We start from the raw sequence: 12877 nt of genomic DNA on the forward strand, positions 1-12877 counted from the left end.
AAAGCATATATGAATAATACACCTGTATGGGGAGATGTATACAGTATCCCGTTTGAAGACATGCAAAAACTTCAAGCACCCGTATTAAATATTGGTCCATTTGGAAAAGATGCACATAAATTAACAGAACGCCTCCATAAAGAAAGTGCATTTGTTTACACGCCATATGTGCTAAAAAAAGTTATTAAAAGTCTTTTTGTGAAAAATAAATTGGAAGTATAAAGAAGAAAAGAGCATCCAAAAAAAGATGCTCTTTTCCATATGAAATAATGAGGAATTTCTTAGAATATTCAAAAACACTGCAATTTATTTTAAGGTTAGTCCATTTTCCAAGAAACTCTATTTCCAGTGTCTACTAGCTCTTTAATAACAGCCTCATATGCATTTTGTTCACTTGATTTTGCCAGTTTAACACTTATAGCTCCGACTAACTTACCATAATGGTTTAAAATTGGCGTTGCTATTGTTACAACATTCTTACTCCATTCATCCTCGCCAAAAGCATAACCCTGTTCTTTTATTTTTTCTAGTTGCTCATCCAATTTTGACCAGTCTAATTTTTCAACGTTCTTTTTATCTTCTGCTGACATGTTTGCTAACATAGCTAAATTTGCAATTCCTTTATCATAAGGGATGCGCAACCCAAGTTTATCATAGGTGCGAATTGTTTGGCTTACACAATCAATTCGTTCGATAATAATAGATTCCCCGGACTCTGGGCGACTTAAATAAACACTTGAATTAACAGTTCGCATTAAACTTTCAAGCTCTGGTCGGATATGGCTGATATAATCCATTGTGTCATAGACTTTTAATCCATACTCGAGCCAGACAGATCCCAAGGTATATAGCTTTCTTTCTTTATCCTGCTTAATCATTTTATGTTTCATCATTGCATGTAGAATACGATGCAATGAGCTTACGGGTAGATCGCATCGGTTAGATAGTTCAGTGATGGATAAATATGGAATAGGTTCCGTTGAAATAAAAACATCAACAATTTTCATAATTCTATCAATAGATTGCAAAATAAATCAACTCCCCAAAAACGAAATAACAGAGCGCAGTTAAAATACTATCTTTATAGAGAATAACGTATTTAGTTATGATTATCTACTTAAAAAATAAAAATGTATAGAACTATGAAATTTTCTTGTCAAAATAAAAACCTATTTTCTATATTATCAGAGTAATTAATTTAACTTAAAAAGAGTCTATTTAATCATAACAATTTAACGGAGTTTAAGAGAGGAAAAAGACTAAAAATTTAAATTGACAAATTATTTAGAGTAGAATATAATAAAACTACCATTAAACAGAAATCTTTTCCGGTAAATGGAAAACTTAAATGGAAAGCGATTTCAATTCATCATTAGGGGGAAAGAAAAGTGTTCAAAAATATTATTGTAAAAAAACCAGGGAAAAGTTATATTAACGGACTTACGACAAGTGATTTAGGAATCCCGGATTATGAACTCTTGATACAACAACATAATGCATATATTAAAGCATTAATAAAATGTGATGTACAAATTACGGAATTACCAGCAAATGAAGCGTTCCCGGACTCCACGTTTGTTGAAGATACTGCGGTACTAACGAAAGATTTCGCAATTATTTGTAATCCCGGTGCCGAGTCACGTAACGAGGAAACAAAAGAAATTGAGCCCGAATTAAAGAAGTTTTATGATACCGTCCATTATATTGAATCACCTGGATATGTCGATGGTGGGGATGTTTTACAAATTGAGAAAAAATTTTATATTGGTTTATCTGATCGTACAAATCGCCTAGGTGCTGAGCAATTTAAAGAGATTGTCGAACAGTATGGGTATGAAGCAACGATCGTGGAATTGGAAGAATTCTTTCATTTAAAAACAGGTATTTCTTATTTAGGGAATAATACCGTCGTCGTTGGTGGTGAATTCATCGATCATCCGATTTTCAATGAATATAAAAAAGTAATTGTTCCAAAAGAGGAAGAGTATGCTTCCAACTGTATCCGTGTTAATGATTACGTTATTGTTCCAGAAGGTTTTACGAAGACAATTGCCAACATACAAAAAGCAGGATTTAAAACGATTGAAGTACCAATGTCTGAGTTTCAAAAACATGATGGCGGCTTAAGTTGTTTATCATTACGATTTTAATGAGCAATCATATAAAAAGGAGGAAATTGAAGTGAGGAAAAGAAGTCTATTTATTTTTGGTATTATTTCCTTGATGGTGCTGCTCGCGGCATGCTCAGATGATAGTAAGGGAAAAGGGACGGAAGAAAGCGCTGCATCATCCGGTGATGCGGAATATTTGATCCGCTTACCTCACATTGTATCAACGGATAACCCAGCCCATATTGCAGCAGAGAGTTTTAAAGAAGAGGTGGAAAAAGAGTCTAACGGAAGAATAGAAGTACAAATTTTTCCTAATGGCGAATTATATGCTTCAGACCGTGAGTTGATTGAGGCGTTACAGCTTAATAATATTGAAATGAGTTTAGTCGGGACTCCTTCACTAGGGAATTTTGATAAACGTTTTTATGTGCTTGATTTACCGTTTATTTTTAAAGATCGTGAAGTTCCTCGAGCAGCCTTAGCAGGCGAATTGGGGGAAGAACTTTCCAAAGGACTGGAAGATATTAATTTAAAAGCCCTTGGATATGGTTATGATGGTTTTCGTCATGTACTTAACAGTAAACACCCGATTGAAACCCTCGAGGATATGAAAGGTTTGAAAATACGGGTTCAAGAATCAGAAATACAAGAAGCACTATTTAATGCACTTGATGCAAACGCTTCACCATTGGCATACGGTGAATTATATAGTGCGCTTCAACAAAACATTTACGATGGGATGGATGGACCATTCGCTATGATTGATTCCGGTAAATTTGACGAAGTGCAACCTTATATGTCATTAACCGGGCATCAATACTCTGGCTTGATTTTTCTTATGAGTGCAGAAAAGTTCAATGAGCTTCCAGAGGATTTACAAGATGTGGTTATGACAGCGAGCTCAAATACGGAAGCGGAATATTATGAATTGGTTGATCAAGCAGAGGATACAATTCGTCAAGAATTAGAAGAGTCAATTGAAATCAATGAAATCAGTGAAGAAGAACGAAAAAAATTTATTGAGGCAGTTCAACCAGTTTATGACGAGTTTGCTGATATTGTGGGAGAAGACTTAATTGAATTGGCAAAAAGTGCTAATGAGTAATATTTGTCATTGGGGAAGCTGTCTTGCTTCCCTTTTCTAATAAAAAAACAAGGAGGAATGACGTTGAAACTGAAACAATGGCTTGATGTGAAGCTCGAAGAATGGTTACTAATCCTTAGTTTTATTTTCATTATTTTATTGGTTTTCCTTCAAGTAGTTTCCCGCTATGTTTTTAATGTCCCGGTCGGCTGGAGTTCCGAGTTATCGCGCTATTTACTAATTTGGATTACTTGGATCAGTGCAAGCTATGCGATTAGAAAGCAAGAACATATACGAATTACATTATTAGTGGACAGGTTTTCGCGAAGAGCAAAGAAAATAACCGAGCTATTTGTCATCATTGTTTGGTCTGCATTCGCTTTTGTAATGGCCTTTGTTGGAACCGAAGTAGTGTTATCACTTCAAATGATGGGCCAAAAAACGTCCACGTTAGGGATTCCAATGTGGGTGGTCTATTTAATTATTCCAATCGGTGGGGTATTGATGATTATTCGTTTGATCCAACAAGTCTATTTCGTTATTACTGATAATGAAAGTCTACCAAATTAATGTTTGTAATCTAACTAAGGAGACATCGTTATGACTATGATAATTTTATTCGGAAGCCTTCTATTACTGGTAATTTTAAGTGTACCGATTGGTATAGCCATTGGAATTGCTTCTATGTTAACTATATTTTTATCCGATTCTATTAATATGTCGATGCTTATACAAAAACTATTCACCTCCTTAGATTCATTCCCTTTACTTGCAATTCCATTTTTTATGTTGGCAGGTTTGTTGATGGGAAGAGGAGGTATCTCGCAACGTATTTTAACGTTAGCTAATCAACTCGTTGGTTGGATGATGGGTGGTCTTGCAATGGTGACAATCGTTGCTTGTACTTTCTTTGCAGCATTATCTGGTTCGGGACCAGCGACCGTTGCGGCAATCGGTTCTTTTATGATACCGGAGATGAAAAAAAGAAATTACGATAGCGGGTTCGCATCGGCTTTGACGGCAGCTGCAGGGAGTATTGGTGTTTTGATTCCACCAAGTATTCCGTTTATTTTATATGGAGTGATTAGTGGGGCATCAATTGGAGAATTATTTAAAGCAGGTATTATTCCAGGATTATTGATTGGTGTTGTATTAATGATCGTTTCTTATTTTACTATTAAAAAAGACGGCAAAGAAATTATTGTGGATGAAACAGACTATTCTTTCAAAGCATTGTTGAAAGCGATTTATGATGCGAAGTGGGCATTACTGGCTCCAATCATTATTTTAGGAGGAATTTATGGTGGTATTTTTACTCCTACAGAAGCGGCAGTTATTGCAATTATCTATTCCTTCATCATTGGTACATTTGTACACAAAGATTTAAACTGGAAAGAAATTCATGAAGGATTGATTGAAACGATCAAATTAACAGGTGCAACGATGTATATGATCGGAACTTCGATTGCATTTGCCTATTTGATTTCTACTGAACAGATCCCTATGAAAATTGCTAATTTCATCACATCTTTGACATCAAATGAAATTATCATTCTATTGCTGATTAATTTATTTTTACTCATTGTTGGGGCATTTGTTGATACCATTCCAGCTTTGGCGATGTTGACACCGATTTTACTACCGATCACGACTGCGATTGGTGTCGATCCAATTCATTTCGGTGTTATTATGGTAATGAACTTAGCACTTGGATTCATTACACCACCGTTTGGAGTCAATTTATTTATTGCGTCGTCTGTTGGTAAAACTCCGATTGAGAAAATGTTCAAGTCGATGGTGCCGATGATATTTGCTATGATTATAGCTTTACTTCTTGTAACGTATATTCCAACTTTATCACTATTATTTACGAATTGATGTTTTAGAGAGGATAGATAGAGATGAGACATTTATTGAACAAAAATGTACTGAATATTGAAATGTCTGGCATACGAAAAATTGCTAATAAAGTTGATCGTTCTCCAGATGTGATTAATCTAACTTTCGGTCAGCCTAATTTTCATACGCCTAAATATATCAAGGAAGCCGGTATCCAAGCGATTAAAGACAACCATACAGATTACACGGAAACGGCAGGTTTGCTGGAGCTAAGAGAAGCTGCTTGTAACTATATGAAACGGCACTATCAATTGAACTATGACCCTCATAAAGAAGCCATTGTGACTGTCGGAGCAAGTGAGGCGTTGGATATTACGTTCAGAACAATATTGAGTGAAGGATCTGAGGTCATTATCCCGACACCGGTGTACGTAGGATATGAGCCTTTAGTTCAAATGTGTAACGGGGTGTCCGTTTATGTTAATACGACGGAAAATGAATTTAAATTGACGGCAGATCTCATTGAAAAACATATTACAGAAAAAACGCGAGCAATTGTACTTCCGTATCCGAACAATCCAATGGGTTCACTCCTTACAAAATCTGAGGTGATGGAGATTGCCGACCTTCTTGCGGAAAAAGAAATCTTTATCGTTGCGGATGAAATATATAGTGAGTTAAATTTTGAAGAAAAGCATTTTTCAATAGGAGCCATTGATAAGGTTAGAGATCAAACAATCGTCATAAATGGAGTTTCAAAATCACATGCAATGACAGGTTGGAGGATCGGTTTTGCGTTTGCGCCTAACTATTTAATTGAAGAATTTTATAAAATCAAATCATTCATTACTGTTTGTGCTACCTCCATTAGTCAGTATGCTGCAGTTACAGCGCTTGAAAATGAGCAGGAAAGTGACGACAAAGTGCAGGAGATGAAAGATGATTATAAAAAGAGAAGAGATTATGTGTATGATCGTCTCGTGAAGATGGGGTTGGATGTGATTCGTCCGCAAGGCGCATTTTACATTTTCCCTTCTATTAAGAAGACTGGGCTTTCATCAATGGAATTCGTCGATCGATTGTTGGAAGAGGAAAATGTTGCGGTCATCCCGGGTAGAGCATTTTCTAAAGATGGGGAAGGGTACATCCGGATTTCCTATGCACAATCTTATAAGCAATTGGAGAAAGGCTTGGATGGCATTGAACATTTCCTCTCAAAAATACAAACAGAAAATGAGAGGAGCGGAGTTGATGCAATCAACAGAGGGTAAAAAGGTCTGGATCGTGGATATTGCTGGTCTAGATCATTCAAAAGAAATCGAAATATATAAAGCGAATAATATAGATTTTCTTTTGTCCACAGAGGAAACATGGGAAAAAGATCTTGAACTATTTGGTGAAAATGCTGATGTAGTCGTTGCGGAAGCTAGTATTTCTGTTGATGAGACATTTATCGAACAACTTACTAAATGCAAAGCGATATTGTCTTTTGGTACAGGGTTTAATCATATTGATATCGAAGCAGCAAAAAAAAGAAATATCACTGTTTGCAACTTGCCTGATTATTGTAGTGATGAGGTGGCAGATCACACACTATCGCTCATTCTTATGTTACTTCGCAGAGTTAAGGATTATAATAAGAACCTTAAATCTGGAAATTGGAATTCAATTAGCGTAAAACCATTACATCGTTTTCAAAACACGACGATTGGCTTACTCGGATTCGGAAAAATCGCCCAGAAAGTGGCTGACCGGTTAAATCCATTCGGTTTTACAATCATTGCCCATGATCAATATGTTGATGAGAATGTTTTCAGAGAAAAAAAGGTTGTTTCTGTTTCATTGGAAGAATTGTTTGAAAGGTCGAATTTAATTAGTTTACATGTTCCATTAACAAATGAAACTAGTAATTTATTAAATGAGGCAAATATGCGAAAATTACCGAAACATGCAATGATTGTAAATACATGTCGTGGAGGAATCATTGATGAAGATGCTCTAGTTCAGTTACTTAAGGAAGAGCATCTCTCCGGGGCAGGTTTGGATGTGTTTTTATTTGAATCTCCGAACAATAAACATGAACTATTTACGATGGACGAAATTATTGTTACCCCACATGCCGCATACTATTCAATAGAATCGGTTGAGGAAATGCAAACTAAAACTGCAGAAAATGCAATTAATGTAATTAGAAATAAGAAGCCACTGTATATCGTAAATTGATTTACTATATCATAATTGCTATCAAGAATTTTATATGAACAACATTCCTATGTGGAAGGATGTATACAGTATCCCGTTTGAAGACATGCAAAAACTTCAAGCCCCCGTTTTAAATATTGGGCCATTTGGAAAAGATGCACATAAATTAACAGAACACCTCCATAAAGAAAGTGCATTTGTTTATACACCGCACGTATTACAAAAGGTGATAGAAAAATTATATGTAAAAACAGAATTAGTAGTGTGATTTAAAACTGGCATCTGTCGATTGGCGGATGCCAGTTTTAAAGTATGAGTAGACGTTTAGTGGGTTCGTTCGTCATGCCGAATGAATTCTCAAGCTGCGGGGTCGATCTCTCAAAGCGCAGTGCGGTAAGAAACAGTGCTTAATAAAGGTAAAACATTCATTGCAGAATTTGGAAGAAAAAATGAACAAAAAAGGGTCGTTATTAGTGGTAATCTGATACTATATGCTTTATGGTAACATTAACGTATCAAAAAGGGGTGCAGGCGATATGATTTATGAATTTAGAATTACATTAAAAGATGTAGGTGTACCAGTTTGGCGTGATGTGCAAATTTCAAGCGATGCCAGTTTGTATGATTTACACGAACTGATTCAAAACTCTTTTGAGTGGTTGGATATGCATTTATATACTTTTTTTGTTAAAAAAAGAGATGGTAAATCAGTTGACGGAATTGAAATTGTTCCAGATGATCCAGAAGAATTTGAGTCAATTTTTGATGTTGAAAAACACATAGATACTGAAGAAACAATTGCGGACTGGTTTTTAAAAGTAAAAGACAAGATGAATTATGTATATGATTTTGGTGATAATTGGGAACATGAAATTGTGTTAACGAAAAAAATCGACCAAGAAGATGGTGCGTTTTATCCAAGATGCATTGATGCTAAAAACCTGACTCCTGATGAAGATAGCAGGAGTGAAATTATTATGGGTGAATTGGATCTTGAGTATGATGATAGCGAAGAATTAATCGCTGAAATAAATGATGAAATCCGTTATATGGAAATGTCGGATGAGGTAATGTCTGAAGATCATTGGCCAAAAACATTGGAGAAAGCAAAAGAGTTTCAGCAATTAAAGCCCTGGGAAGTTATGACAGATGAGCAGATATTTGCGATTGAAGATCCAATTACGGGTGAATATTTATTTTGTAGTGTTCTTGGACAAGCAGATGAAATGTATGGTTTAGCAGTATATATCGGGGCAGATGGATTGTACTCCTTACTTGACTCCTTCGCTGGTATAAAAGATTCAAGTGAAATATTTAAATTTCAACGCAGTTTACTCCTTAGTTTTGAAAATAGAAATGACTTAGAAAAGGCGGAGTATGAATTAATCAAAGCCTATGACATGACTTTTCGTGGTAAAAATGCTTGGCCATCCTTTGTGAGTTTTGAACCTGGCTTTTATCCTTGGACGATGGATCACGATGAAGTAAGGCAAATGTATCTTGCGTTAGCCGAATCAATCAAGATGTTTGAAAGAATTAAAGAAGGCTTTCGTCTGCCTCATATACCAACAGACGAAAAGATATTAGTGAGATATACAAAGAGTGACTATGAGAACTTTAATGAAATGGTATTGGATATGGAAGAGATTTTAGAAGAAATGGCTTTTGAAAATTTTTGGGGATTTTATGTACCTTCAGAATTTGAAATAAAGCAAGCAATGAAAAAAACAAAAAAACCGTTAAATATAACAGTAGAGTTTAAAGTAACATATTTAGAAGTTCCAATTCAGGAGGACCCAGAAGAACGACCATTATTCCCATCGGCAATCTTTGTAGCAGATCATGATAAGGGAATAGTCTATTCACATAAAATGTATGCGGAAGAAATTAATCCAATTCGCGTACAGAAAGAGTTTCTAAATATGTTTGATCAACTAGGTGGAAAACCAAACAAAATATTAACAGATCATCGAACGTATATTTATCTTGCTGCTTTAATCGAACATGTGAATGTAAATATTGAATTGGAAGAAAATTTATCAGCAATTCGGTATATTCTTGAAGAAATGCAAGCTTCAATTGCACAACAAATGGAAGAGAATTAGACTGGTTAGAAAAGAATACATTTTAAAACGAGCACCTGCATGGTAGTGGTGCTCGTTTGCAATTTGGTTATACAAAATCTCGTAAAACCCGGTTTTATTAACAAAATAATGTATATTTTATCCACGAAGTTAAAGATTAATTTTCAGATTATTTACTTACCTAGAAAGAATATCAATCGTAAATGGATATTGTTCATAGACTGTGCCATCTTCATGCTCAAGAATTAAAAAATAATTTTTCGTCCGATCGTAGGGAATAGATTTAAAAATAAATCTTTCTTTCCATGTTCGCTCATACGCTTCATTTGCTTCGGAATCCGCGATAATACGACATTCATTTGAAATTTCATCTCCATCATCATCCACAAAATATCCCCGCAAATGTAGAGGTAATATTTTCTCGTCCACCGCTTGCGTTTGGAAAAATTCAAGATACATTTCCTCATTCGTTATTTTGCGAGTTGGACTAGTTAGTCTCACATCAACTTGATGCACGACATTTAGCCTTGATTTACTGCGGTCGTTTTTAAACGTAATAATTGGGATAACAATCTCTTGTAGCATTGCGCCACCGTGAACAAAATTGGCTCCAGATCCTTGTATTTGGAAACGATTGATCCCTTTAGGTACTGTGACGTATTTTGTTTGTGCATCTTGTAACATTTCGTCCATACGGTAGGAGAGTGTCCCTTCGATCTTATTTCGTTTCTCAGACAATATAAACCGTCGATTCTTAATTATGTTATCGTCAGTCTGCGGGTTTGTTAGTAGGCTTACATTTACTTTATCCCTTTGGTAAATAAAGCCGTGATCCGCTGTTATTAATATATTTGCAGCACTTAAATTATTCACTAGTCGATTGATAAGTAGACGGATATCTTGAATAGCAGCCATAGTTCCTTTAAAAACATCCTTTTCTGTTGCTGAATTATCTCCAATTGCATCAATTGTATTGTGATAAATATAAATTACTTTTAACCCAGCGCAAGCCTCACGTAACGCGGCTCTGCCCATTGCACTTATTTCTTCAAATGTAAAAGCAACTGATTCAGCTTCATATTTTTGTAAAATAGTGTTGCGATTTTTTGTACTCGATGCCCTTATTCCATCTACAAAAACTTCTCCATCCTCGGATAATGTTAATGATTTATGCGGTAGTAAACTCGCCATACCAAGTGCCGTATAGGATGGAAGGACGCCTTGTACGGCTGTTAACTCAGTTGATGCTTTCCGCTCACTGTTTAACTTCTCCGTTAATTCCTTTGCTACTTCAAAGCGTAGTGCATCTGAGATGATGACAAAAATACGTTGATCGTTATCTACAAAGGATTGTACCCATTCATTATAAAATTCGGACTGCTTTTTTATTTGTGGTAAAAACCATGAATCGCCTCCACGCTCAAGGCTACTTACCCATTTGACTGCCAATTCTTGAACGAACCAATTAGTGTAAGTAGACTCCAGAAGTTCACGTACATTTCTAAGCGGCTCTTTTGATGTTAAATTATCGTAGGAGACATAAAACTTTCGGTAGCACGTGTCCAATTGATAGTATGTATCAACATATGATGTAAAAATATTTGTTGCTGTTGCTTCTGGAATAAATTGATCAAGCTTGTCCACAAGTTCAAAAAATCTCACAGCTTGCATTAATGCATGATATTCATTTTTATATTCCGGATACCAATGTTTATTGCGTCTTTTAATGATTAAGTTTTCATAATCGTCAAAATGCCCAACCTTATTCGCTAGTTGATCTGCAATGAATTCGATTATTCTTTCATCAAAAATTCGAAAAGCATCAAAGGAAGATAACTCATGGATATCCCATTCTTTAATATGCATTTCTATTTTAGCTAGATTGGAAATCCGATCAGATAATGTATTAAAAATCAGTCGATCTTTCCGGTGATTCATCCACTGGTTCATAAATACGATCGCATTTGTCGGCCTTTGACTTACATATTCTGTCCATGTTTTCGGATAATTTAAATCGACATTTTGCTCCGTAACATAGGTCATCATGAAAAAGGTTAGTAAGGAGTGTAAAGATTTTTCATCAAGTGTATAGCCGTAATATTTCTCAACCAGTTCCCAAAACTTTTCCTCATTACCAAACTTCTTAATCATCTTCCATGCTTCAGATTCACCAGACTGCTCAGAAGCAAAGAGGGCTTTTAAAATTTCGTCCATTGTATTTATACGACTTCGTGTTAAGACACTTAGCACATTTAGGTCTATTGTTTCTTCTGTGTATACATCGAGCGGATATTTTCTAAAGCTCTCAAATCTAGCATTACTATTAAAAAACTGCCCATATTCCATAAATACTGGTCTTAGTCTATCATCTTCGAGTCCTAATTTCCGCATGAAAATAGTAATTTTATCTGCGGTAAATTCAGAACCTAATTTATATAAATTAAATAACCAATCTTCACGTGGAGCTGGTTTTGGACTATTTGTGTACAAAAGAAAATGGGAGGTAAGATCATTTATTTCTAGTTCATATTTCGTTGCAAATAGATTATGGTCAGAAAATTTCCAGATGCGGACACCATCGAGTTGCAACTTGTCCACTTCATCTATAAATTCAGCAGCTTCATCGTACCAGAATATGATATGACGATCACGATCATTCGTTAACTCTTCTCCAAAAAGCTCATTTAAAATGCTTTGTACATCGATAACATTCATATACCGTTGCAAAATACGGTTGCAACATTCACCTCACTATTACAATGATTTGAGATACCGCTTTAATTCTTTATAAAAGTTTTCTAATACCTCCTAAAATAATAAATATACATTGACCATCTTGCTTTTGTTCAATGTAATATGCTAATTCATAAGTTGTTTTGTTATGTCTAAAATCAATTGTAAAAACTCCAGCTAAATCACCTTTATTTTCTTTCCCACCCTTTATAAGAATCTCGCTTAAGTTCTTCCATCATTAATTTATATTTTCGTAGTAAGGACGGATTCTTTTTTAAAGATTTAAGATATCTGCGAGCACTAGGAAGTAAACTAATTTGAAAATCACTCATCTTCATCCTCATCATTTAAAGAATCAATGAGTTCTTCAGGCGATGAATATGTTTTATAATCATCATTTTTAGCATCTTCAACCATTTTGTGTAGGGCTTCATTTATTTGCGATTTACGATACGTAAATTCTTTAACTAATTCTTCACCTTCATAGCCTTCCTTAACTAAATCGTTTAAAATAAATTCACTAAAATCTAAAGGCTCTGGTACTGGTTTAATGACAAGAGCGCCATCAATAACTTGACATGTTACTTCATCAGCAATTTGTAATTCATCGTAAAATTGTTTGGGAATGGTCATTTGCCGCTTTGCGGAAACAGATATTTTCTTAACCTCTTTATTATCCATCTTCTTATTCTCCTTTAAAGGAAATTTGACCTCTAACATAGTATATGTCTCCCTTAGTAATTCGATGCCCATTTCTCATTTCTAGGAAACGGGCATCTAGGATTTATTATATACTATATTAGAGGTAAAAAGAAGGGGTAATT

At 35.1% G+C, this 12877-nt stretch carries 13 protein-coding genes and 1 pseudogene; 9 read left to right on the forward strand and 5 right to left on the reverse strand.

What is annotated here, in order from left to right:
• Window positions 1-222, forward strand: a pseudogene (locus tag ACPYKA_RS05650) (amino acid degradation protein); the annotation flags it as partial.
• A 95-nt stretch (window positions 223-317) separates the two neighbouring features.
• Here the strand turns inward: ACPYKA_RS05650 and ACPYKA_RS05655 are convergent.
• Window positions 318-1028 carry an IclR family transcriptional regulator gene (locus ACPYKA_RS05655; protein ID WP_479541413.1) on the reverse strand — a complete coding sequence of 237 codons (711 nt, stop codon included), beginning with the start codon at window positions 1026-1028 and terminating at the stop codon, window positions 318-320.
• Between the two features lie 360 nt (window positions 1029-1388).
• On the opposite strand from ACPYKA_RS05655, the gene ACPYKA_RS05660 reads away from it, so the two are divergent.
• The 8 genes from ACPYKA_RS05660 to ACPYKA_RS05695 all read left to right on the forward strand — a co-directional run bounded on the left by ACPYKA_RS05660 (window position 1389) and on the right by ACPYKA_RS05695 (window position 9341).
• Window positions 1389-2150, forward strand: coding sequence for a dimethylarginine dimethylaminohydrolase family protein (locus tag ACPYKA_RS05660; RefSeq protein ID WP_479541414.1), 762 nt, complete (start codon window positions 1389-1391; stop codon window positions 2148-2150).
• A 31-nt stretch (window positions 2151-2181) separates the two neighbouring features.
• Window positions 2182-3216 (forward strand): TRAP transporter substrate-binding protein, encoded by a 1035-nt coding sequence (locus ACPYKA_RS05665; protein ID WP_479541415.1) that lies wholly within the window; start codon window positions 2182-2184, stop codon window positions 3214-3216.
• A gap of 63 nt (window positions 3217-3279) precedes the next feature.
• Window positions 3280-3765 carry a TRAP transporter small permease gene (locus ACPYKA_RS05670; protein WP_479541416.1) on the forward strand — a complete coding sequence of 162 codons (486 nt, stop codon included), beginning with the start codon at window positions 3280-3282 and terminating at the stop codon, window positions 3763-3765.
• 30 nt (window positions 3766-3795) lie between these two features.
• Entirely contained in the window at window positions 3796-5073 is a 1278-nt protein-coding gene (locus ACPYKA_RS05675; protein WP_479541417.1) for a TRAP transporter large permease, read from the forward strand.
• A 23-nt stretch (window positions 5074-5096) separates the two neighbouring features.
• Entirely contained in the window at window positions 5097-6305 is a 1209-nt protein-coding gene (locus ACPYKA_RS05680) for an aminotransferase class I/II-fold pyridoxal phosphate-dependent enzyme (protein WP_479541418.1), read from the forward strand.
• Window positions 6286-7257 carry a C-terminal binding protein gene (locus ACPYKA_RS05685; protein WP_479541419.1) on the forward strand — a complete coding sequence of 324 codons (972 nt, stop codon included), beginning with the start codon at window positions 6286-6288 and terminating at the stop codon, window positions 7255-7257. The genes ACPYKA_RS05680 and ACPYKA_RS05685 overlap by 20 nt, the downstream gene beginning before the upstream one ends.
• A 49-nt stretch (window positions 7258-7306) precedes the next feature.
• Complete coding sequence (locus ACPYKA_RS05690; RefSeq protein ID WP_479541420.1) at window positions 7307-7504, forward strand: hypothetical protein; 198 nt, start codon at window positions 7307-7309, stop codon at window positions 7502-7504.
• Between the two features lie 268 nt (window positions 7505-7772).
• Entirely contained in the window at window positions 7773-9341 is a 1569-nt protein-coding gene (locus ACPYKA_RS05695) for a plasmid pRiA4b ORF-3 family protein (protein WP_479541421.1), read from the forward strand.
• A 156-nt stretch (window positions 9342-9497) separates the two neighbouring features.
• On the opposite strand, the gene pglZ is transcribed toward ACPYKA_RS05695, so the two are convergent.
• Genes pglZ through ACPYKA_RS05715 form a run of 4 tightly spaced genes read right to left on the reverse strand, consistent with a single transcriptional unit; the run spans window position 9498 to window position 12734 of the window.
• Window positions 9498-12047, reverse strand: a complete 2550-nt coding sequence (gene pglZ / locus ACPYKA_RS05700; protein ID WP_479541422.1) for a BREX-1 system phosphatase PglZ type A — start codon at window positions 12045-12047, stop codon at window positions 9498-9500.
• Between the two features lie 58 nt (window positions 12048-12105).
• Window positions 12106-12270, reverse strand: a complete 165-nt coding sequence (locus ACPYKA_RS05705) for a type II toxin-antitoxin system RelE/ParE family toxin (RefSeq protein WP_479541432.1) — start codon at window positions 12268-12270, stop codon at window positions 12106-12108.
• A complete protein-coding gene (locus tag ACPYKA_RS05710; RefSeq protein WP_479541423.1) occupies window positions 12242-12385 on the reverse strand; it encodes a hypothetical protein in 144 nt (47 codons plus the stop codon). Before ACPYKA_RS05710 ends, ACPYKA_RS05705 begins: the two co-directional genes overlap by 29 nt.
• Window positions 12378-12734, reverse strand: a complete 357-nt coding sequence (locus ACPYKA_RS05715) for an AbrB/MazE/SpoVT family DNA-binding domain-containing protein (protein ID WP_479541424.1) — start codon at window positions 12732-12734, stop codon at window positions 12378-12380. The genes ACPYKA_RS05710 and ACPYKA_RS05715 overlap by 8 nt, the downstream gene beginning before the upstream one ends.
• Window positions 12735-12877 lie beyond the last annotated feature (143 nt).

The organism is Pseudogracilibacillus amylolyticus (SeqCode) (assembly GCF_051918545.1).
Lineage (GTDB): Bacteria > Bacillota > Bacilli > Bacillales > Amphibacillaceae > Pseudogracilibacillus.